Here is a 20,888-nt window from a genome sequence, read left to right as displayed (position 1 = left end):
GTGTGTACCCGATTGGTTTACCTGGGGCCCAACGGCAACATCATCACCGGACGCTCGATGGACTGGAAGCTGGATCTGGCGACCAATCTCTGGGCGCTACCGCGCGGAATGCAGCGGACCGGGCAGGCCGGGCCGAACTCCGTTGAGTGGACGGCGAAGTACGGCAGCGTGGTGGCCACCGGCTACGACATCTGCACCACCGACGGCCTGAACGAGGCCGGACTGTCGGCCAACCTGCTGTGGCTGGCCGAATCGGAGTACCCCTGCTACGACGATTCCCGGCCCGCGCTGTCGATCGCAGCCTGGGCACAGTACGTCCTGGACAACTTCGCCACCGTGGCCGAGGCCGTCGCCGCTTTGAGCACCGAACCGTTCGTAGTGGTCACCGACGGCGTCCCCGGTGAGGACCGCCTGGCGACCCTGCATCTGTCGATGTCGGACGCCGGCGGTGACAGTGCGATCGTGGAATACGTTGGCGGCAAACAGGTCATCCACCACAGCCGCGACTATCAGGTGATGACGAATTCGCCGACCTTCGACCAGCAGCTCGCAGTCAACGCCTACTGGGAGCAGCTCGGCGGCACCGTCATGCTGCCCGGGACCAACCGGGCAGCCGACCGGTTCGCGCGGGCCTCGTTCTACGTCAACGCGATACCCAAGTCCGAGGATCCGAAGATCGCGCTCGCGTCGGTGCTCAGTGTGGTGCGCAACGTGTCGGTGCCGTTCGGCATCTCCACTCCCGACGAGCCCAATATCTCCTCGACCCGCTGGCGCACCGTCGCCCACCACACCCGCAGGTTGTACTGCTTCGAATCCGCCCTGACGCCCAACGTGTTCTGGGTGGACCTGAAGAAGCTCGACTTCGCGCAGGGGGCCGCGGTGCGCAAGCTCGACCTCGGCTCCGATGACAGCAACGTCTTCGCCGGTGAGACCTCAGCGGACTTCGTTGTCGCCGAACCGTTCTCCTTTCTCGGCATGGACACGTGAGGTCGGTTCGCCACGCTCGGCGGCTGGCCGGCGCCGCGCTGTCGGTAGGTCTGGCCACCGTGATGCTGGCCGCACCGGCCGTCGCGGAACCGGTGCCCCAGTGGTCGGGACTGGACGCGCGCGCCTATGCCGGCAGCATCCCCGCCGCAGGGGGCTTGATCACCTCGGTACCGCTTGATCCAGCACTGTCGGTGACCGGCGCCGCCAACGCATTTCGCATCCTGTATGCCACCGTCGATCAGCACGATCGGCCGGCGGTGAGCACCGCGGCGGTGTTCGTGCCGCGCGGCGCGGCACCGGCCGGAGGCTGGCCGGTGATCGCCTGGGCGCACGGCACCGTCGGTCTCGGTGACGACTGCACCCCGTCGGCGCTGCCGCGCAGCCCCCGCGACGACCAGTACCTGTCGCACTGGCTCGACCAGGGCTACCTGGTCGTCGGCACCGACTACGCGGGCTTGGGCACCCCCGGGCTGATGAGCTACCTCAACAGCGTCGCCGAGGCGCATTCGGTGGTCGACTCGGTGCAGGCCGTGCACCAGATGGACCTGCCGCTGTCCCCGAAATGGGCGATCGTGGGTCAGTCCCAGGGTGGCGGCGCGGCGGTGAACAGCGCCTGGTGGGCCGATCGATTGACCGGCGATAGTGGGCTCGACTATCGCGGCGTGGTGGCCACCGGCACCCCGGCCAACATCGAACGGGTGGTCCTTGCGGCCGGTCCCGATCTGCCGCCCCGTCCGACGCCGCCGGCGGCCATCAGCTACGCCTCCTACATTCTGGCCGCCCTGCGGGAGGCCCGCCCCGACCTGGGAATCGATCAGGTGCTGACCCCGCGGGGACGGGAGCTGGCCGACATGGCGCAGGACCTGTGTAAACCCGCACTGGATCAGCAGGCAGCCGGTACAACCGTCAACGACTTGTTCAGTGCCCCGATCGACACCCTGCCGGGCATCGCCAGCGCCCTGGAGGCGTTCATGGGCACTCCGGTCGACGGCTACGACCGGCCGATCTTCTTGGGCCAGGGCATGCTGGACACCGACGTGCCGCCGCTGTCCACCCAGACCCTCTACCAGCAACTGCTCGACCATCATCAGGACGTGGAGTTGCACCTGTACCCCGATCAGGACCATTCCGGCACCGTGATCGCCTCGATGCCCGACTCCACCCGCTTTTTGCACCGCGCCATGACGGAGGAAAGCCCATGACTGATCGTGTCGCGCTGCGCGCCGGCATCCCCCCGTTCCACGTGATGGATGTGTGGCTGGCCGCCGCGCAGCGCCAGCGCAGCCACGGCGACCTGGTGAACCTGTCCGCCGGGCAGCCCAGCGTCGGGGCGCCGGCACCGGTGCGCGCTGCTGCCGCCGAGGCTCTGCAGGCCAACCAGCTCGGCTACACCGTCGCGCTGGGCATCCCGGAGCTGCGCTCGGCCATCGCCGGCTCGTATCAGGATCGCTACGGCTTGACCGTCGACCCCGACGACGTGGTGGTGACCACCGGCTCGTCGGGCGGCTTCCTGCTGGCGTTTCTGGCCTGCTTCGACGTCGGGGACCGGGTGGCGATCGCCAGCCCCGGCTACCCGTGTTACCGCAACATTCTGACCGCGCTGGGCTGCGAGGTGGTCGAGATCCCGTGCGGGCCGGAGACCCGCTTCCAGCCCACCGCGGCGGCGCTGGCCGAGGTCCCCGGGCCGCTGGCCGGGGTGATCGTAGCCAGCCCGGCCAACCCGACCGGGACCGTCCTGGAGCCGCAGGAGCTGGCCGCGATCGCCCGCTGGTGCGACGACGCCGGTGTGCGGCTGATCAGCGACGAGGTCTACCACGGCCTGGTCTATGACGGCGCCCCGCAGACCAGCTGCGCCTGGCAGACCTCCCGCAACGCGGTGGTGGCCAACAGCTTCTCCAAGTACTTCGCGATGACCGGCTGGCGGCTGGGCTGGCTGCTGGTGCCGCCGGCGCTGCGGCGCGCGGTGGACCGGCTGACCGGCAACTTCACCATCTGCCCGCCGGTGCTGGCCCAGTACGCGGCGGTCGCCGCCTTCACGCCTGCGGCGATCGCCGAATCCGACGGCCACCTGCGCCACTACGCCGCCAACCGGGAGCTGCTGTTGGGCGGGCTGCGAGGCCTGGGCATCGAGAAGCTGGCGCCGACCGACGGGGCGTTCTACGTCTACGCCGATGTCGGTCAGTACACCGACGACTCGCTGGCGTTCTGCGCACGATTGCTCGCCGACACCGGTGTCGCGCTGGCGCCGGGGGTCGACTTCGACACCGAGCGCGGCAACACGTTCGTCCGGTTGTCGTTCGCCGGCCCGACCGCCGATATCTCCGAAGCGTTGCATCGAATCGGCGGGTGGCTGGCACTCCGGTAGGTTTACTCACAAGCTCGACCGACCGAAGGGACCACAGCAATGCGCACAACCACGACTTCTCGCCTGGCGATCGGCGCGGCAGCCGTCGGCATCCTCGGCGCGGTGGCCGCCTCCACGACCGGAACCACCGCGCCGGCCGACGCCGCGCCGGCGCCTTGCACCGCTGCCGGCTTGAGCACCACCGCCAGCGGCGTGCTGAGCCAGGCCGGTGGCTTCCTCAACGACCACCCGGAGGCCAACGACGTGCTGACCGCCGCGGCCACCATGCCCGCGGACCAGGCCAAGTCCTCGGTGCAGGGCTACTTCATCGGCCACCTCGACCAGCTGTCGACCCTGCAGGGCATCGCCGCACCGCTGACCGACCTGAAGAACCAGTGCGGCATCGCGGTCTCCCCGACCCAGTTGGCCATGCTGCTGGAGACCGTCAGCAAGTAGATCCGCCATGGGCCTGGCGATCAGCGACCACGAACGGGCCGCGCTGGCCCAAGCCGCCGGCTTCGGCCTGTTCGCCGCGATCACCGGACGCCGGTCCCGGCGGTTCCCGGTCGGCGGCGCCATTCCGGCCGGCGCGCTGGCCTACACCAGCCGGCGGCCGGTGCAGCCGCTCTCGGAGGTGGAACGGGCGCTGCTGCTGTCGCTGATGGCCGGGGTCACCGGCTGGCACGACGGCATCGCGCACCATCCCGGATACGCCCCGGCGCTGCCCAATTATCCCGGCAGCGCCACCGGCCGGGCAATGCCGTCGGCGGCGGGCTTTCACACCAGTCAGCTGTTCTTCACCGACGACACCGGTTGCTATCTGCTACCCACCCGCGACCAGCAACCGCGGCAGCTCGACACCATCGAGGATTGGATCAGCCACACCGCGGATTCCTGTGTGCGGCTGTCGGATTCTCGCTTGGAGCTTCCTCGCGAGGAGCCCTACATGGAGGGCCACAACACCTGGATCGGCAACCATCCAGGCAGCCTGCTGGCGTTCGCCGTGGCCGATCTGGCCGAGCATCTGCTGGAGAACCTGTGGTTCTTCGCGGCCAACGGCTACCGCATCACCGACGACATCAACGGCCGTGATATCCCTGGCCTGCAAGCCTTTTCGCATTTGGCGCACGCGGATGACCCGATCCCGCTGTCGTTCGTGGAGCAGTACAGTCTGACCGAGGCCAGCGCCGAGCTGTCCATCGCCGCCCACAATGGGGCGCTGGGGTTGCAGGCGATGGGCTTGGGCGGCTGGATCTTCGACGGGCTGGACCGGGTATCGGTGCTGCGTGGGCTGGGGTTCATCGCCGAGGACGATCCGCGCTGGCCGTTGCCCAATGTGACCGGGCTGCCCGACCATTTCGAGACGCTGAGCCCGCCGCATGTACCGTCGGTGTCCGAGGGCGTGGCCAAGCTGGTGGCCCGAAAGTTCGGTCCCGGCGGGCCGTCCCACGCCGACACCCCGGGGCCCTGGTCGGCAAGCCCGGCGGTGCGCGGCTCGGCGCTGCCACCGGACGGTATCGCCGAGCTGGTCACGCTGCAGGCGTCGTATATCTACGACACCTTCGGCAAGCTGCCCGGCACGGTGCCGACCGTGCATGTGCTGATGTATCTGCAGGCCCAGCACCTCGACACCGACTTCTACGACGAGTTCTACGGCCCCGGTGCGTATCTGCGCACCCACGCCGAACATCAGCAGCGCTGGCACGGCTGATCCGCCATCCCGGCTTGCCGGTCGGGTTACTGATTGTGCCGCGCAGCTTCTCGGCGAGTAACCGAGTTCGCAAACGTGAGAACCCTAATCGAGGACTGTGATCTGGCCTGTATCGCCATTTACTTCGACCAGTTGCCCATCCCGAAGCACGCGCGAGGAAATTTCGGTCCCGACGACGGCTGGGATACCGAATTCTCGAGCTACGATCGCAGCGTGCGACATCATGCCGCCAATATCGGTGACTATGGCTGCGGCAGTGGCGAAAAATGGTGTCCACCCGGTGTCGGTCACCTTGGCCACCATGACTTCACCTGACTCGAGCTCATCGTCTGGTGACCGCAGCACTCGCACCCGCCCGCGCACCACGCCCGAGACCGCGGGCACGCCAGAGATGACGGATTCCGCACCTTCGGAACGTGATACCGCGGTCAGGTCCATCGGCTGGCTGAACCTCAGTGGCAGGTCGAACTTGGCGAGCCGCTCGTGCTCTTCGCGGCGCCGAGAAGTAGTCGTCACGAGTTCAGTGCCGCAACCAAATAGCTCGTCGTATCTGAGGTAGAAGACATCGAGACCTGACAGGAGTAGACCGCGCTCCACCAGCCGGCTGCCCCATTCCCGCAGGGCCAATCTCAACTGATGCGTCAAGCGCATCACTGCGTCACGGCAGCGTTCACGCTGCCCCATCGTCAACCAGCTGAGTTTGGTCAATTGCCTGCCGAGGAAGTCGAGCCTCGGGATATCGACCGGCACGGGTCTGGCGTCGGCGGCGCCGGCAATGGCCCGCAGGAGAAGAACGGGCTCGTCGGCGTATACGGCGTTGGCCAATTCGGTCTCGCCCGGACCGCGGTGTCCGGCAGCATCAAGCAACTGCTGCACCAGCTCGGCAAACGGCGGGTCTCGGCGCTGCAACTCGCGCCAGCTGTCAGACCGAACGCTCGAAAGCACCGCAGCGACTTCCGGCCGGTGCCTGGACATAGCCGCCAACTCTCGGACACCACGCAGTAGGCGTGAACTTGCCAACCCCGGTGAGCTCTGCGTGCTCTGCGCCGCGGCCCCGGGGCCATACCGGCGTTCTAGCGCGGAGGTCGGCGCGCTGACCAGGAAGGTGCACAACAAGCCGACCTTCCACCCGTCGAGGCAATCACGCCACAATGTGTCGATGCGTGCGCGTAGCCGTTCGTCGGTCAGACCGCCGAGGGATGCCTGTACAGAACACATTTCATCTGCTCGCTTCTCGACATCGCGAACGGCCCCCGGGACACCCCACAGCCGAGGCCCGGCGACAGCGGCAAACTTCACGTATCCAGGTACATCGCGAAGACTGAATTTCGGGCGAACGTAACCGGCCGGATACGGCCGACCGTTGATCTGGTGCTCGAAGTCCTCTGCGGTCTGACCCGGAATCGCCGAGGCCATCTCCCGGAGCACACTGACGTTTTGATAGAACCGGTGACCGAACACGCCCAGTTGCCTGCGCCGCACGTTATCGCGCAATTGCTCGTTCAACGGGAGCAGCAACGCGACTTGGTCAGCACCGGTGAACAGCGCGTCGCCGATCAGTTGCAGCGACAACGGGGTCATCGGCCCCGGAAAGGCCTCGGCGAGGTTCGCGCAGGTCCACTCCGGATATCCGGGGTCGGCTTGTCGCGTGTCCAGCTCTCCTGACGGTTCGCCTGATATCACTTCGATGGAGCGACCTTCGGTGTCACCTTGCGCGGGCAGGAACGGACGCGCTCGATCCAATTTGGCCGGTCTGCGGATCTCCTTCATGCCGAGGACGAAGTGGCTGGTCGCATGCCGCCCTTGGTCCGCGATGGCCTCGGCAGAGGAGTACCCGAGCTGGAAACGGAACTCCTCCCTCAACCGAGTTGTATCGGCAATCGGCCAGTGGAGGAACATGTCGAGCAGTTCCGGAGCCGACCGCGCTACCGGCGCCAACTTGCTGATTAGGCGTACAGCTGGCACCAAACCGCCGGGCGGCGTGGGAAGCCCGGGCCGGCGCGCCAGTTGAGCGACCTGACTCCAGGTGAGCACATCGTCAGCCGCCAGGTTGACGGCACCGACGGCGGCGCTATCACATGCATGGGCAAAGAACCGCCCTACGTCGTCCTGGTGGATCATCTGGATCTTCGCGCCACCGAGAGTGGGAATCATCAACTGCCGGTACACATTGGCCGGAGCATTGTGCGCTTCACGCCCGACTACCACCGTCGGTCGCACACGGACCGCCTCGACCCCAGAATCGACGATGCACTGCTCGGCTTGGGCTTTGTGCCATTCGTACACCAAACCGTGGGCCGGATCGAGATCTTCATCCTCGTGCCACAACTGCGGGTGATCTGCATGGGCACCATAGGCGGTTACCGACGAAGAAAAAACCAAGCGCTGACAGCCAGTATCACTCATGGCGCGCAGCACATTTCGGGTCCCCCCTATGTTGACCGGCTCGGCCTGGTCATGGGTGCTCGAGCCACTGAGTACCCACGCCAGGTGCACCACAGTGTCGCAGCCGCCCATACCGCGCCGGACCGACTTCGCATCGGCGATGTCACCCGCCACGAACCGGGCACCCCTTGGCAGAGTGTCCGGTTCGTGGCGGGCGAAGACGACGACATCGTGGCCTGCGCGTACGAGCCACTTGGTGGTCGCGGCACCAAGAGCGCCGGTACCCCCGGTGACCAACACACGACCGTTCGAAGTCACCAAATCTCCTTTGGATCAGTTGTTTGCTGCGTCGTCAAAGGATGGGATCTTGCTCTCCCGGATCCGATCACCGAATGTCTCCAACCAACTGAAGCCCAACCGCACCTTGCGGTCGTCACCGACGCGGCGCGTGTGTCCGGCCTGCGCTCGGTAGCCGCCCCACCGGGCTGCGGTGAACTCAGAGAGCTTGCCACCTTCTTCCAACTCGAAGGTCCATTCTTCGCCGCTGGACGCCTTCCATCGAGTGCGCTCCGCCCAATCATCGTCGCCGAGGTCGATGCCGCCGGTGACGCCGCTGTCCATCGTCACGGCACCGTTCTGGTCCCCCACACCGGCGAAGTTGAAGCCATCGCGGCCCAAACACAGGTGTCCCCATTCGATGGTGCCGTCGTCGTACTCGTTGGCGTACGCTTCCCAGCCCAACTGCAGGTCCTTGAACACCCGGAATTCTTTCCAGTCGTAGCCGGCCGGCCAGTAAGAGTGGTCCCAGAACACAAACCCCTCGACATCATCGCCGAGCACATTGCCATTGACTTTGTACAACTCGCTGATATAGAGGATGGGCTCACTCTCGTCTGGCGCATAGATCTGGACACCCGGACCGACGAGCGCTCCGTCGAGCGACAACAGGTCGCCTTCGCTCCACTCGAACCTGCCGGGTGTGGCCTCAAAACTGAAGGCGCCGCCCGAGTCTCCCACCTTCTCCATCATCGCCCCGTGGAGCAGGATCCGATCATCGGAATACTCTCGTTTTACCTCACCCCGAACGGTTTTCGCAGAATCGGGTTCGATGGCCACAGAGCCGCCGCGGGCGTTCATCAGCCAAAGCCCAGCGGTCATGGGCCCAATGAACTTGCGCTCGAAGACGTGCAGCGTTCCGTCAGCTTCGCGCCATCCCCCATAAAAGTAGACGACCTGCTCGGTGAGCCCGAACGGGGTGTTGTACGGGTGGTGCACGCTTACGTCGGGTGTGTAGGGCGCCGTCAAGGCGCGGTGCTGAAACGATCCGATGTCTGATGCCATATCCCTTGTTCTTCCTAGCTCTTGGCTGATGAGTGCCTGATCCACACGGCGCTGGCCGCGGTCACCTCTTGGGATACCTCGCCGCGGCGTGCGCCAAGGTCAGCTTATTGCCGACACATTGTGTTGGCAATAGCTGATCCGGCTAGTATTCCGCACAGCCCGCTTCAGCTCCGCTTACGTAGAGGGATACCGATGCCCAAGAAGGCCGACGCCGCCGATCCCTCGAACTCCCCTGAATCCGACACGACGCCGGGCGAGCCGCGACGACGGCGACGCCCCGGTGGTGGACGCCGGCGCGACCCCGACATCGACCTTCGGGTTCTTGTGGCGGCCCGCCAGACCTACGCCGAATTCGGCTGGTCGGGTTTCCATTTCGATCGGGTTGCCAAAGCTGCGCAAGTGAGCCGTGATGTCATCTACCGGCGGCACTCGGACCGCGAAGCGCTTCTGCTCGATGCACTCGCAGATGCGGTTCTTCCTGTCGTGGACGGTCGTGGCCCCGTGCGTGAGCAACTGATGCGGTACGCGCGTGATATCTACCGCTACTTCACTTCGGCCGAAGGTATCGCCAGTCTGCGCATCCACCTGGAAGCCCAGCAGTTTCCGCAGCTGTACCACGCCTATCGGGAACGCGTCGTCGACCCGAATTTTGTCGTCAACGTGGCCGCGCTCGACGCCGCCGCACACCACGGCGGACTTCGCGAAACCGCCGACCCCGTGGCGGTTTTGGAAGCCATCGGCGGAGGCGTCCTCATACACGCACTCTTTAGCCAGCATGCCGGAGCCGCGCCCGAGGCCACGGCGCCGAGTGAAGAACAACTCGAGGCGACGCTGATGAACTTCGTGAACCTCGGACTCGACATCCCACGGACTTAGCGGGACCGGAGCCGCGCAAAGTCATTCGGCGTCAAGCGCCGTCAATATATGCCTGACCAGGTTATTCTTTTTGGACCCCAGGCCTGCAAACCGCCGCGCTCAGTGTTACCGCAACTCCGTAACCAGAAATTCCACGTGACCCCTGGCGTTCTCGGCATGCGACGAATCGGTCCGTCCGTTGCAATCGACGATGGCTCATAGGTCCGAGCGGCGTCGGCGTAGTCGGCGGGCCGCCGGCATACCTGCTCGCGGGTTCCGGCGAAAAATCCCGGATTCCCGACGACCTACAGCGGGATCCGTTGTGGGCGAAGAGCAATTCGGTCAAGGATCAAGACGAACGCCGGCGAGCTGATGGTGCGGTAACTCCCGCACACGCTCGTGCCACGAACTGCCGGCTGTATCGCAAAGGTCCAGCGGGTAGTGCCTCTGCTGAAATGTCACCCCGGGAGACGATCAGCTTGTGGCGTCTGCCGACAGCAGCGCATCCACCGAACCGACGCCCTCTTGGCGGAAGCGTTCCATGAACGTTTCCCCCCAGGAGAAGGCGACCTTTACGTCCCGGTCCTCTCCGTGGCGCACGATGTGGCCGGCCTGCGCACGATAGCCGCCCCAGCGTGCGGCGGAGAACTGCGACATCTGCCCCCCGGGCTCCAACTCGAATATCCAGGTCCGGCCGTCGTGTGCCTGGTAACCGATGCGCTGAGCCCAGTCCTCGGGATCGGGGTCGATTCCGCCGGCCGTGTTGACGTCCATGACCACCGGGCCGTGCTCGTCAGCGACGGCCACGAAATTGAAGCCCTGACGCCCGATGGCCACCTGACCCCATTCGACATGCCCGTCGTCGAATTCGGTCGCGAATGCCGACCAGGACAGCTGAATGCCGTTGAAGATCTGGTATTCCTTCCAGTCCCGGCCGTGCGGCCAGTAGCCGTGGTCCAGGAACACGAAACCGTCGACGGCCTCCCCGAGAACCGATCCCGTGACCTTGTACAGCTCACTTGTGTAGAAGAACGGCTCCTCGTGGTCGATCGAACCGATCTGAATTCCCGGCCCCACCAGAGCGCCGTCGAGATCGAGCACGGTTCCCTCACGCCAGTGCATGGCACCGGGTGTAAGCCGATAGTCGAGGCCCTCCTCGGGCGCACCACCAGCCTTGCCGAGCAGCGACCCATGCAAATGGTGCTGGGTGTCGGAGTACTCGCGCTTTACCTCACCGCGCACAGTCTGCAGCGACTCCGGTGCCAACGTGACCTTGCCCGACCTATTGGTCATCATCCACAGGCCCGCGGTCATTGGACCGCAGAACTTGCGCTCAACGATGTGCAAGGCGCCGGACTCGTCACGCCATCCGCCGTACAGGTACATCGACTCTTCGGTGAGGCCGAGGGGCCGTGCCGTGGGCAGGTGCATGGCGAGGTTCGGCTGGTAGCAGCTGACCGACGTGGCGAAGTTGAGGTCGCCGACTGCGGGACCGGCTGTCATGGATTACTCCTATCGATGTGTGAATGATCAGTTACCAGAAACGGTTTGCCACCCGACGTACTTGACGGTGGTGTATTCAAGGACGCCTTCCTGCCCGACCTCGCGGCCGATACCCGACTGCTTGTAACCGCCGAACGGCGCCTCATTGGACGACGCTGTCGCATTGACGCGCACTTGGCCCGCACGAATACGGCCCGCCAGCTGCAGTCCGAGCGCGGTGTCCGCCGTCCAGACCGCACCGACCAACCCGTAGGGGCTGTCGTTGACAATTCGAACCCCCTCGTCGGGCTCACCGCTGTACCGAATGACCACGACCACCGGCCCGAAGATCTCCTCGCGAGCGACCGCCATATCGTTGGTCACATTGGTCAGAAGTGTCGGTTCCAGGTAGAACCCGCCGTCCGGGACGCCTACGGGACGCCCGCCGCCGAACGCGATGCTGGCACCATCGGCGACAGCCTGGCGCACGGTGGCTTCGATGCGTTCCCTGGCCGCCGCGGAGATGACCGGTCCCATCAGGACCTCGGGATCGTCGGCCGAGCCGACCCGCACCCGCTGCAGCGCCGCAATCAGGGCCGCAACCACGCTGTCGTGCAGCGGGTCGGGCACTACTATCCGCGTCAGCAGACCGCAGCCCTGCCCCGCAAGGGTGACGAACCGCAATACCGCCGCGACCAATGACGGAATGTCAGCATCAGACAAGGCAAGCAGCGCGGACTTGCCGCCAAGCTCCAGCAGCGTGTGCTTCAGTGTCGCACCGGCCGACTGTGCGATCGCTCGGCCCACGGCCGACGACCCGGTGAACGCCACCATGTCAACCCGTGGATCGGCGACCATCGCCTGACCCACATCGGCACCACCAGTGATCACGTTCAGCACACCCGCGGGTACACCGGCCTGCACCGCCAGCTCACCGAGCAGCAGCGCACAGCTCGGCGCTTCCGGGGCGGGCTTGAGCACCATGGTGTTCCCGGTCGCCAGTGCCGGACCGACCTTCCACAGGTTCAACAGATGCGGTGCGTTCCAAGGGGTAATCGCGGCCACCACGCCCCAGGGCTCGCGCACGACGCGTTGTCCCGTCACGGGCGGGCCGGCCAACCGCGGCAGCTCTCGACCGAGTTCGACGCCCGCGCGCGCCACCATGTCGCGGTAGTGATCCATCGGTCTGACGACTTGCCCGGGACCGGCCACCTTGCGGCAGGTCCCGACCTCGGTCTCCACGAAACGCGTGAAAGCGGCGGTATGGGCATCGACCAGATCCGCGAGCCGGAGCAGAACGCGGCAACGCTCCTCGGTAGCCAACCGCGGCCACTGCCCGTCGTCGAATGCCCGACGCGCCGCCGCGAGCGCACAATCCAAATCCGTCAGCCCACCGTGTGGCACCGTACGTACGACCGCTCCGGTCGACGGATCGATGACCTCCGAATGCGACCCAACTGAGTCGATCAGCGCGCCGTCGATCAGCAAACGGCTCCCAAGTTTCTCCGTCGAGGTCATCGAGGGGAACCCGCGGAAAAAACGACCGGCATGGACTTGACACCACGCATCATCAACGGCCCGTGCGGCTGATAAACGTAACCATCCGCCAGTGCGAGGTCAGGGAGACGCTCCAGTAGCACTTCCAGTGCAATGCTCGCTTCCAGCCGCGCCAGCGAGGAGCCGATGCAGAAGTGCTCACCGAAACCGAACGTCTGATGGGTCCGGTTGCGTGCTGCTGGGCGGTCCATGTCCCATTCGAAGGGGCGCTCCAGTCCCGTCACATCACGGTTCGCGTGTCCAACGGCGTTGCACACCAACGTTCCCGACGGAATGGTTATGCCGGCAAGTTCGGTGTCCGCGGCGGCTTTGCGCGGCACCCAGTACAACGGCGGGTCGAAACGCAGTGTTTCCTCGACCACGTTCGGTATCAGCGTCGGCTCGGCGATCAGGCGCTGCCAACGCGACGGCACCGACAGCAATTGATGCAGCATTGATCCGATCAGGTTTGCGGTGGTGTCGGTTCCCGCGAGAATCAACATGCGCACCAAGGCAACGAGCTCATCGGTGGTGAGGTGGTCGTCTCCGTCATGCACTTGGATGAGGTGACTGAGCAGGTCCTCACCCGGAGCCGTACGACGTCGGTCGATGATGTCAAGGACGTAGGCCCGTAAGTCCGGATCCGACTCCGCATAACCGCTGGATCCCGGGCCGGCGGCAGTGATCGCGTCATCGGCCCACCGCACGAACGTCGAGCGGTCCCCCTCCGGGATACCGACCAGTTCGGCGATCACCATGGCCGGCAACAGGAAGGCGAATTCCGCACACAAGTTCGCCGTTCCACGCGTGACGAAGCCGTCGATGAGTTCGTGCGCCATGGCGTAGGTCGGCGCTTCGAGCTTCTTCACCGCCCGTGGCGTGAACGCCTTGACCACCAGCTTGCGCATTCGGCTGTGCTCGGCACCGTCGAGGTGCACAAGGCTGGGCTGGGTCCCGGGCTCCGGTGGGCGAAGTTCGTTAAGAAAGGACTCCGAGTCCTTGAACACCGCCGACACATTCTGCGAGCCAGTGATCACCAGCGCACCGCCGGGAGCCGTCAGAACGGGACAGCGCGCTGCAGCCTCACCCAGCGGTGTATACGGGTCCAATACCGGAGTGAACGGGTCGAATTGGGTCGTCGTGGTGGCATCTTGATCGGGCATTACTACCTCGCCTCTCGGACCGCGGTCACGGTCGATTCATGAATGGTGATGGCCGACTCCGGGCACGCCTCAGCACCTGCGATGGCCTGGGCCGCCAGATCGCCAGTGATCTCAGCTACTGGCACTAAGCAGTAGCCTTGATCGTCAGGCTGGTAGACATCCGGTCCCCAGGTGTAGCACTGCCCGTGGCCCATGCAACGCTCGGAGTCGACGGTCACCTTCATGACGCCACCACCTCGGGTGCACCCACTCGCGTACGCAGGTCAGCCTGAGTGGCTGGCGTGAGTCCCCGTTTGCTGATCAGATCCACCGCGCGATCGACCATCTCCGCATTGGTGGCGTGGGGGTACGCCCACGGGCAGTCGCCGACACCGACGCGAATTCCCAGACCGCGGTCGAGCGCCCGTTCCCACAGCTGTTCACACCGCTGCGCCGAACTCATCGCGTAAGGCACCACCACGGTCTCGTGGTCGATGCCCTGGGGGATCCGCGAGATCAGGAAGTCGATGACGTCGGGATCCGGATCGTTGTTGGAAACCCATCGGTCGGAGAAGAACAGCTTAATGTTCAGCGGCTGCCGCAAGATTCCGATCCGGGCGGCCAACGTCACCCACCTCATGTCCGCGGCATTGAACACCGCGATGTTCGGTACCAACCCGAGTTCGGCGAATCGATCCAGTTCCGGTGGATACGGGGGGTTCGAGTTATTCGGGTCATCGGGACCGAAACTGACCACACCGAATCGGTTTTCGTCCTCCAACCAGAGCACCCGCTTGATGTGCTGCACCGGGTCAAACGGAGTCAGCAGCAGCTTGGTCCCGGCCGGCGGTCGCTCAGCCAGAGACCAGATGTGGTCGAGACTGCCGTGGTAGCTCGGGTAGGCGAGCGGGTCGACCTCTCGCGCCGCGGAGGCGAGCACCGTGCGCGAAATCTCGTCATCGACCCAGGCTTGGGTCCCGTCGTCATTGCGGGCATGGAAGTGCACCGCGGTTGCGCCGCGCTGGATGCAGTCGACGACATTGCGCGCGGTTTCCTCGGCACCATAGGGCACGTTGGGGTTGTCATCCTTGCTGACCACCTCGTTGATGCCGACCTCAAGGTAAACCTTGCCGTCATCCCGAAAACTCATGGGGCTCATCCGATCTGCCGCTCGACATGCTGAACTTCGTTGTACGTTCGCAGTTTCCATTGCCCGTTAGGGGTGATCGTGATGCGGGTGACCGAGCCGTAGTGCGGTTCGATCAAGGGTGCCTGCACGTCGCCGAGCGCCTTGGCCACACACGCGGCGATCACCCCGCCGTGACAGAAGATCGCCGCCACCCCCGAAGGTGTTTCCTGCGCCACCCGACCGACCGCGGCGGCCGCCTCTTGCCGAAATTCTGCGTACAGCCGGGCCGTCTCGGGCTCCGAAAGGGAATTCCGCCACATCTCAAGGCGTAGATCGCCCTCGGCGATCATGTCCTCGATCGGGATGTAGTAGTCGGCACCGTTGTCGAACTCGGCGAGATCGGCGTGGATGTCGACGGTCATACCGAGCTTGTCAGCCGTCGGTGCCGCGGTCTGCTGCGCGCGGGCCAGGTCGCTGCTGGCGATCACGCTCACCGGCAGCAAGGTCATCACCTCGGCAACCGCGCGGGCTTGCGCCAGGCCGCTCTCGCTGAGCTGCGGGTCCGGCCTGGTCACACCCTCGACCCGCAGCGGCAGACCGTGACGTACCAGCGCGACGTCGATACCTTCACCGGCCGTGCTCATCGGCGCACCAATAGTGCCGCTCCGGCGGTCGGACCTCCGCCGACCCCGACCGCAACTGTGTCGGGCCGACCGGCTTGACGATCGCCGCCGCGGTCGGCCAGCTGCACACAGGCCTCGTGCAGCAGCCCACAGCCGTGCAGCCGTCCGCCGGAGAGCTGGCCGCCGCCGGTGTTCAGCGGCAGTGGCCCGTCCAGCGCGATCCTCTTGCCGCCTTCCAGGAAGTTCCCCCCCTCACCCTTATCGCAGAAGCCCAACGCTTCCAACCACATGAGCGGCAGGAACGAGAAGCCGTCGTACAGCTGCACCTGATCAATATCGGCCGGGGTCAGATCACTGCGCTCCCACAGGTGCGCGGCGGCGTCCCAGGCGGCCATCTCGGTCATGTCCGGCCACTGATCCCACAGCGGTCGGTGCCGCATAGCCCAGCCGATCGATTCAATGCCGATCGACGGATGCGGACCGTCGTCGGCGGTATCGACGTGGGACACCACGAAAGCCACCGATCCGTCGCACGGGGCGTCGCAGTCATACATGCCGAACGGTGTGCTGATCATCCGTGCCCCGAAGTAGTCTTCGAGAGTAATCGGGGTGCGGTAGACCGCGTTCGGATTGCGGCCGGCGTTGCTACGGTTATTGACCGCGATGGTACCCAGATGCTCACGAGTGGTGCCGAATTCGTGCATGTGACGCTGCGCGAACAGGGCAATCCAGTTCACCGGCGAATGCGCGTCGAACGGGGCAAGCCAGCGCCGGAAGCCCGATACCGCGGCGTTGGCGTTGCCGGACAGCGCCGCGGCGCGGCCCGCAGCGCCCTGTGCCGATGCCTCGCCGACGGTGCGATAGACCAGGACGTGCCGGGCCAGCCCGGTGGCCACGGCCAGGCATGCGGAGAAGAACCCGCCCAGCTGACCGCCTTCGGGGCCGCCGTATTTCCAGTTCGTTACCAGCCCGAGGGCAGCGTGCACGTCATCCGCACCGGGGCCGGCCAAGCCGGGCGTATCGAAGCCGCCTCCGGGGAACGTTGCCAGCCCGTCGATCTCATCGCGGGTCAGACCGGCGTCGGCAATTGCGGCCAGACAAGCGTCCACGGTGAGTGCCATCTCGCTGGCCGGCAGCCGGCGACCGACCTGTGAAGATCCGAAACCGCGGATCACCGCCTGCTGTTCTGGACGGGTCATCGCAGAACTTCCTCCGCTGCAGTGAACAGCGGCGCGTACAGGCCGTCGCCCAGGGGCTCGAACACCACCCGCACCCTCATCCCGACGGCCACCTCGTCGACCGGCGTGGCAACCATGCGGCTGACGAAACGCAGACCCGATTGCTCGTCGAGTTCGACGACGATCACCGCGTAGGGCTCGATCAGGTGCGGCAACCAGGGCTGGTGGTTGATGGTCACCGAGTAGACGGTGCCGTAACCACTCACCGTCTCGAATGCCACCTCACGCGAGAGGCAGTGCGAGCACACCGGATTCGGCGGATGCTGCCAGCGTCGGCAGCTGCCGCAGCGCTGCATGCGTAGTTGGCCGTCCGCCCCCGAACGCCAGAACTCCATCTCGTCGGGCGTGGGTACCGGCTGCAGCAGCGGACCGACCCCGGTGCGGTGCTGGTTCTGATCTTCCGAACTCACCTGCCGATGATCCGTCCGGTCGATTCCCAGGCCTTGATCGCCGGTGGGAAGAACTCGTTGTACGAGTGGTAGACCACCGGCGTGCGAGTCTCCCCTGCACGCCGCAGGTAGCCCTCCGATGAGCGGTAGAAGTCATGGCCGGAAGCCTGATCGGGCAGTTCGCCGTCGTCGACCGCGGACCACTCCCAGTCGGTGCCGTCGACCTCGTAGTACATGTGTTCCGGGAAGGTGTCGGGCCTGTACTTGATGTCGCGTGCCGCGACATCGGAGGTGCAGTGCAGCACCTCGCCATCGCCGGTTGCGATCAGCGAAAAGTTGAATCCGTCTGCGCCGTAGCAGATGTGGCCCATCTCGATCGACCCGTCGGCGTACTCGGTACCGAACGGCGTCCAGGCCAGCTCGACGCCCTTGAAGAAGTCGCTGTTGCGCCAGGTGACACCGGGCGGAAGATAACACTGGTCCAACCACAGGAAGCCTTCACCGGACTTACCGAAAGCGGTACCGGAAACCCGGTGCTGCAGGGAGGTGTAGAGCAGCGGGGTCGGGCCGCTGGGCACGTACACCTGCATGCCCGGACCGATCCGGCGGCCGCTGAACTGTAGCTCCTGTCCTTCGCGATAGCGCAGGTCGGTGCCGGTGCGCACCAATTCGAAGGGCTGACCGGTGGCGTAGCCGGATTCGGCCGGCTTGCTGGCCATCCGGTAGGTGTCGTCGTCGACGGTGGTAATGACCGGTCCCCGGAAGAACTCGCGACCTTCGGGCATGGCGACCTTGCGCAGAGCGCCATCCCGGGATTCGTTGCAGGTGAAGTGGAGTGTGCCCTCTAGGCCCAAGACGGTCCGGTATGCGAAATACAGCTTGCCGTCTGCGTCACGGAAGTTCAGATAGAACCACGTGCACGACAAGGACAGCCCGAAGTAGGTGCGCGTCGGGTCAGCGTCGACCGCGACGGGCTCAAAGGTGCCGACCAGGGTCCGATGACCGAATTCTCCTTTTTCTGACATGTTCTCGCTCCTCTCAGCTGACCTTGGCATTGATGACGCGAACTGTTCCGGCGGTACCGTCGACCTCGACCAACTGTCCGTCCCGCAATTGCCGGGTGGCGGTCATGGTGTTGACGACGGCGGGGATACCGAACTCGCGGGCTACGATCGCGGCGTGGGACATCGCGCCACCGACATTGGTGACGATGGCCGCGGCACAACCGAAGAACGGCGTCCAGCCGGTGTCGGTGACGTTGGTTACCAGCACCTCACCGGGTTCGAAGTCGTCGTCGGGATGCGCCAGGATGCGCACGATGCCCCGCGCGGTGCCGGGCGACACCGCCTGACCGGTAACCATCTCGGCGTCGTCGACCAAACCGGCATCGTCGGGTGCCCACGGCTGAGTGAAGTGCACCGGATAGTCGAGTTTCGCCAGCCGCTCGCGCTCCTCGCGCCGGCGAGCGACTGTCGCCTTGGAACTTGCTGGTGGGTAATAGATTTCGTCAAGAGTCAGATAATGCACGTCATCGGCCGAATCCAGGATGCCACGACTCACCAATCGGCGACCCCATTCCCTCAGTACCAACCGCAACTCGTAGGTGACCTTCATACAGACGTCGCGCCCGTTCTCCCGGCGCTCCATCGCACTGACCGCGACCCGAGTGAGTGCCCGACTCATCGGCGATCCAGACGTGGCCTCCACGGCAGGCGTCTCCGCCCCGCGGATGCTGCCCAGCACCGATCGCAGCAAGAGTTCGGGTGCATCGGCGTAGACTTCGTTGCTCAGTTCGGTCTCGCCCGGGCCGCGGTGCCCGCAGTCGGCCACCAGCCGGTCGAATTTCGTGGCGAATCCGGGTGCATCACTGCGGAGTTTGTCGAGCACTACCTCGCGTGGACTCTCGGCGATCAATCGGCGCAGACCGTCGTCCCGCGCCACCAGATCAGCGAGTTCTCGTACGCCGCGCAGCAGTGCCGCACTGCGCAGATTCTGTGTTCCGGCACGCACATTCATAGCGGAACGTTCCCCGTAGCGCCGGGCGATCAGGTTCATCGGGAGGCTGACCATGAAAGTATTCATCAAATTGATATCCCAAGCACGTACCACCGTGTCGGACACCAACTCCAGACGCGACAACAACTGTTCATCGCTGATCGCGGTCAGATTCGGGCGGTCTGCGACCAGACGCTGCGCACGCCGTTCCATGTCGGCGACTTCCCTGCCGAGTCCGGCGATCTGCGGACCACCCTTCACCGCAGCCTGCACACCGGCCAGCAAATCGGCCCGGGACATCGGCGGCGCCTGGTAGCCCTCGGGCAGCGGGGTTCCGTTCATCTGCAGCTCGAAGCTCTCCGGTGTCTGCCCCGGGATGGCGCCGGCCAGCCGCTTCATCACCGTCATGTTGTTGTACAGCCGGTGGCCGATCGTCCCGACCTGCTTGGTGCTCACCGTGGCGATCAGATCGCGGTCCATCGGGAACAGGTGGTCGAGCATGTTGGCGCCGCTGAACAGAATTCGATTCGCCAGTCCGAGCGAGAACGGTGTCATCGGGCCGGGGAAGGCTTCCGAGAGGTTGGCCGCACTCCACTCCGGCAGTTCGGGATCGCCGGTGACATTGTCGAATTCGCCGGTGTATTCCGGCGGCACGATGCGTGTCACACTGCCGTCGGAACCGCTGGTGTTGCGGGGATGCACGGCCGGCACCCCCAGGCGGATCGGCTTGCGCACCGAGCGAGTCCCCACCGTCCACGTGCTCGACGACCAGTCGGTCATGTCGGCGACCGCATCGGCCGAGCTGTAGGCACAGCGGAACCCGAATTCTTCGCGCAACTTTCGGGTATCGCCCAGCGGGTAGTGCAGGAACAAGTCGATGAGATCGGGCACCGAGCTGAAGTTCTCGGCCCGCCCGATCAGGCCAGCGAGCAATTGCGCGAATCGCTTGCCGGAGTTGATCACGGGCCGCCCGACGATGCGTGCCATTTCGGTGAAGGTCAGGGCGTCATCAGCGTTCAGGTTCACCGTTCCGGTGGGTCCGCCCAATGCGGCCAGCGCGCAGAACCGGCCGACATCATCGACGTGCACAAGCTGCATGCAGGCGTCCCGGCCAGGTGTGACGACTACCGGCTGACGGAAGATGTTGGCCGGCGCGCTCCACGACGAGCGGCCGACGATCACGGTGGGACGTACATTGACCGCCTCCACACCGGAATCGAGGATCATCTGCTCAGCGCGAACTTTGTTGTTCTCGTAGTGAAAAGAGGCTGCCGGGCGCGGCGTTTCGTCCTCGGTGAAGGGTCGCGGGTGATCCGCGTGTCCGCCGTAGACGGTGATCGAGGAGGCGAACACCATACGACGGCAGTCGTGGTCGGCCATGGCCCGCAGCAGGTTGGTGGTGCCCCCGATGTCGATGCCCTCGGCGATCTCGGCACTCTGCATGGCCGACACTGTCCAGGCGAAGTGCGCGATGGCATCGCAGCCGGCGACCACTCGCGAGACGCCGTCGGCGTCTTGAATATCGGCGGCGACGTACTCCACCCCGGCGACGGGCACCGCGGGGGGGCGGCGCGCGAGGACCACGACGTCGGCACCCATCCGCTTGAGCCATTTGACGGTGGCGGCACCGGCGGCGCCGGTGCCGCCCGTTACCAGAATTCGCCCTGACATATCACCTTCGCAATCTCAGCCAACGACGTAACTATAACCTGGTTATATTATTTTGGTTGT

The 20,888-nt window shown here is 65.3% G+C and carries 18 protein-coding genes; 6 read left to right on the top strand and 12 right to left on the bottom strand.

Annotated features, from left to right (window positions below; genetic code table 11):
• The 5 genes from A5648_RS08990 to A5648_RS08970 all read left to right on the top strand — a co-directional run bounded on the left by A5648_RS08990 (nt 1) and on the right by A5648_RS08970 (nt 5,042).
• Nucleotides 1–987, top strand: a complete 987-nt coding sequence (locus A5648_RS08990; RefSeq protein WP_065024198.1) for a linear amide C-N hydrolase — start codon at nt 1–3, stop codon at nt 985–987.
• Nucleotides 988–1,049: 62 nt separating this feature from the next.
• The gene (locus A5648_RS08985; RefSeq protein WP_065024286.1) at nt 1,050–2,189 is read left to right on the top strand and encodes an alpha/beta hydrolase family protein; all 1,140 of its coding nucleotides are present in this window, start codon (nt 1,050–1,052) and stop codon (nt 2,187–2,189) included.
• Nucleotides 2,186–3,352 (top strand): pyridoxal phosphate-dependent aminotransferase, encoded by a 1,167-nt coding sequence (locus A5648_RS08980; RefSeq protein WP_065024197.1) that lies wholly within the window; start codon nt 2,186–2,188, stop codon nt 3,350–3,352. The genes A5648_RS08985 and A5648_RS08980 overlap by 4 nt, the downstream gene beginning before the upstream one ends.
• 39 nt (nt 3,353–3,391) lie before the next feature.
• On the top strand, nt 3,392–3,787 hold the full coding sequence (locus A5648_RS08975) for a heme-binding protein (protein ID WP_064856151.1): 396 nt from the start codon (nt 3,392–3,394) through the stop codon (nt 3,785–3,787).
• A 7-nt stretch (nt 3,788–3,794) separates the two neighbouring features.
• Entirely contained in the window at nt 3,795–5,042 is a 1,248-nt protein-coding gene (locus A5648_RS08970; protein ID WP_065024196.1) for a hypothetical protein, read from the top strand.
• A gap of 84 nt (nt 5,043–5,126) precedes the next feature.
• Here A5648_RS08970 and A5648_RS08965 read toward each other — a convergent pair whose 3' ends face one another.
• Both A5648_RS08965 and A5648_RS08960 read right to left on the bottom strand, forming a co-directional pair.
• Complete coding sequence (locus tag A5648_RS08965; protein ID WP_065024195.1) at nt 5,127–7,745, bottom strand: NAD-dependent epimerase/dehydratase family protein; 2,619 nt, start codon at nt 7,743–7,745, stop codon at nt 5,127–5,129.
• 15 nt (nt 7,746–7,760) lie between these two features.
• Nucleotides 7,761–8,768 (bottom strand): hypothetical protein, encoded by a 1,008-nt coding sequence (locus A5648_RS08960; protein WP_065024194.1) that lies wholly within the window; start codon nt 8,766–8,768, stop codon nt 7,761–7,763.
• A 192-nt stretch (nt 8,769–8,960) separates the two neighbouring features.
• On the opposite strand from A5648_RS08960, the gene A5648_RS08955 reads away from it, so the two are divergent.
• The gene (locus A5648_RS08955) at nt 8,961–9,644 is read left to right on the top strand and encodes a TetR-like C-terminal domain-containing protein (RefSeq protein ID WP_082966397.1); all 684 of its coding nucleotides are present in this window, start codon (nt 8,961–8,963) and stop codon (nt 9,642–9,644) included.
• Nucleotides 9,645–10,097: 453 nt separating this feature from the next.
• Here the strand turns inward: A5648_RS08955 and A5648_RS08950 are convergent, their stop codons facing one another.
• From A5648_RS08950 to A5648_RS08905, 10 genes are all read right to left on the bottom strand, one after another.
• Nucleotides 10,098–11,126 (bottom strand): hypothetical protein, encoded by a 1,029-nt coding sequence (locus A5648_RS08950; protein ID WP_065024192.1) that lies wholly within the window; start codon nt 11,124–11,126, stop codon nt 10,098–10,100.
• A 27-nt stretch (nt 11,127–11,153) separates the two neighbouring features.
• Complete coding sequence (locus tag A5648_RS08945) at nt 11,154–12,623, bottom strand: aldehyde dehydrogenase family protein (RefSeq protein ID WP_065024191.1); 1,470 nt, start codon at nt 12,621–12,623, stop codon at nt 11,154–11,156.
• Nucleotides 12,620–13,678, bottom strand: coding sequence for a cytochrome P450 (locus A5648_RS08940; protein WP_165607322.1), 1,059 nt, complete (start codon nt 13,676–13,678; stop codon nt 12,620–12,622). Before A5648_RS08940 ends, A5648_RS08945 begins: the two co-directional genes overlap by 4 nt.
• Before the next feature lie 128 nt (nt 13,679–13,806).
• A complete protein-coding gene (locus A5648_RS08935) occupies nt 13,807–13,998 on the bottom strand; it encodes a ferredoxin (RefSeq protein ID WP_234787378.1) in 192 nt (63 codons plus the stop codon).
• A 26-nt stretch (nt 13,999–14,024) separates the two neighbouring features.
• A complete protein-coding gene (locus A5648_RS08930) occupies nt 14,025–14,933 on the bottom strand; it encodes a 3-keto-5-aminohexanoate cleavage protein (protein WP_065024188.1) in 909 nt (302 codons plus the stop codon).
• A gap of 5 nt (nt 14,934–14,938) precedes the next feature.
• Nucleotides 14,939–15,556: a histidine phosphatase family protein gene (locus A5648_RS08925; protein ID WP_065024187.1), complete on the bottom strand. Its 618-nt coding sequence runs from the start codon at nt 15,554–15,556 to the stop codon at nt 14,939–14,941.
• Nucleotides 15,553–16,734, bottom strand: a complete 1,182-nt coding sequence (locus tag A5648_RS08920; RefSeq protein ID WP_065024186.1) for a thiolase family protein — start codon at nt 16,732–16,734, stop codon at nt 15,553–15,555. The genes A5648_RS08925 and A5648_RS08920 overlap by 4 nt, the downstream gene beginning before the upstream one ends.
• Nucleotides 16,731–17,183: a Zn-ribbon domain-containing OB-fold protein gene (locus A5648_RS08915; RefSeq protein WP_234787373.1), complete on the bottom strand. Its 453-nt coding sequence runs from the start codon at nt 17,181–17,183 to the stop codon at nt 16,731–16,733. The genes A5648_RS08920 and A5648_RS08915 overlap by 4 nt, the downstream gene beginning before the upstream one ends.
• Nucleotides 17,180–18,187, bottom strand: coding sequence for a hypothetical protein (locus A5648_RS08910; RefSeq protein ID WP_065024185.1), 1,008 nt, complete (start codon nt 18,185–18,187; stop codon nt 17,180–17,182). The genes A5648_RS08915 and A5648_RS08910 overlap by 4 nt, the downstream gene beginning before the upstream one ends.
• A 13-nt stretch (nt 18,188–18,200) precedes the next feature.
• Entirely contained in the window at nt 18,201–20,828 is a 2,628-nt protein-coding gene (locus tag A5648_RS08905) for an NAD-dependent epimerase/dehydratase family protein (RefSeq protein ID WP_065024184.1), read from the bottom strand.
• Nucleotides 20,829–20,888: the final 60 nt, after the last annotated feature.

The sequence above is a fragment of the Mycolicibacter sinensis genome (genome assembly GCF_001673565.1).
In the GTDB taxonomy this organism is placed as follows: domain Bacteria; phylum Actinomycetota; class Actinomycetes; order Mycobacteriales; family Mycobacteriaceae; genus Mycobacterium; species Mycobacterium sinense_C.
The sequence above is the reverse complement of the archived record's forward strand: the minus strand, read 5'-3'. Positions and strand labels throughout refer to the sequence as shown.

Excerpts from the sequence above, each read along its gene's own strand:
- A5648_RS08935 (WP_234787378.1), bottom strand. The coding sequence starts at position 13,998 with ATGGGCCACGGGCAGTGCTACACCTGGGGACCGGATGTCTACCAGCCT.
- A5648_RS08925 (WP_065024187.1), bottom strand. The coding sequence starts at position 15,556 with ATGAGCACGGCCGGTGAAGGTATCGACGTCGCGCTGGTACGTCACGGT.
- A5648_RS08950 (WP_065024192.1), bottom strand. The coding sequence starts at position 11,126 with ATGACAGCCGGTCCCGCAGTCGGCGACCTCAACTTCGCCACGTCGGTC.
- A5648_RS08970 (WP_065024196.1), top strand. The coding sequence starts at position 3,795 with ATGGGCCTGGCGATCAGCGACCACGAACGGGCCGCGCTGGCCCAAGCC.
- A5648_RS08910 (WP_065024185.1), bottom strand. The coding sequence starts at position 18,187 with ATGTCAGAAAAAGGAGAATTCGGTCATCGGACCCTGGTCGGCACCTTT.
- A5648_RS08905 (WP_065024184.1), bottom strand. The coding sequence starts at position 20,828 with ATGTCAGGGCGAATTCTGGTAACGGGCGGCACCGGCGCCGCCGGTGCC.
- A5648_RS08975 (WP_064856151.1), top strand. The coding sequence starts at position 3,392 with ATGCGCACAACCACGACTTCTCGCCTGGCGATCGGCGCGGCAGCCGTC.
- A5648_RS08930 (WP_065024188.1), bottom strand. The coding sequence starts at position 14,933 with ATGAGTTTTCGGGATGACGGCAAGGTTTACCTTGAGGTCGGCATCAAC.
- A5648_RS08985 (WP_065024286.1), top strand. The coding sequence starts at position 1,050 with ATGCTGGCCGCACCGGCCGTCGCGGAACCGGTGCCCCAGTGGTCGGGA.
- A5648_RS08980 (WP_065024197.1), top strand. The coding sequence starts at position 2,186 with ATGACTGATCGTGTCGCGCTGCGCGCCGGCATCCCCCCGTTCCACGTG.
- A5648_RS08955 (WP_082966397.1), top strand. The coding sequence starts at position 8,961 with ATGCCCAAGAAGGCCGACGCCGCCGATCCCTCGAACTCCCCTGAATCC.
- A5648_RS08945 (WP_065024191.1), bottom strand. The coding sequence starts at position 12,623 with ATGACCTCGACGGAGAAACTTGGGAGCCGTTTGCTGATCGACGGCGCG.
- A5648_RS08960 (WP_065024194.1), bottom strand. The coding sequence starts at position 8,768 with ATGGCATCAGACATCGGATCGTTTCAGCACCGCGCCTTGACGGCGCCC.
- A5648_RS08920 (WP_065024186.1), bottom strand. The coding sequence starts at position 16,734 with ATGACCCGTCCAGAACAGCAGGCGGTGATCCGCGGTTTCGGATCTTCA.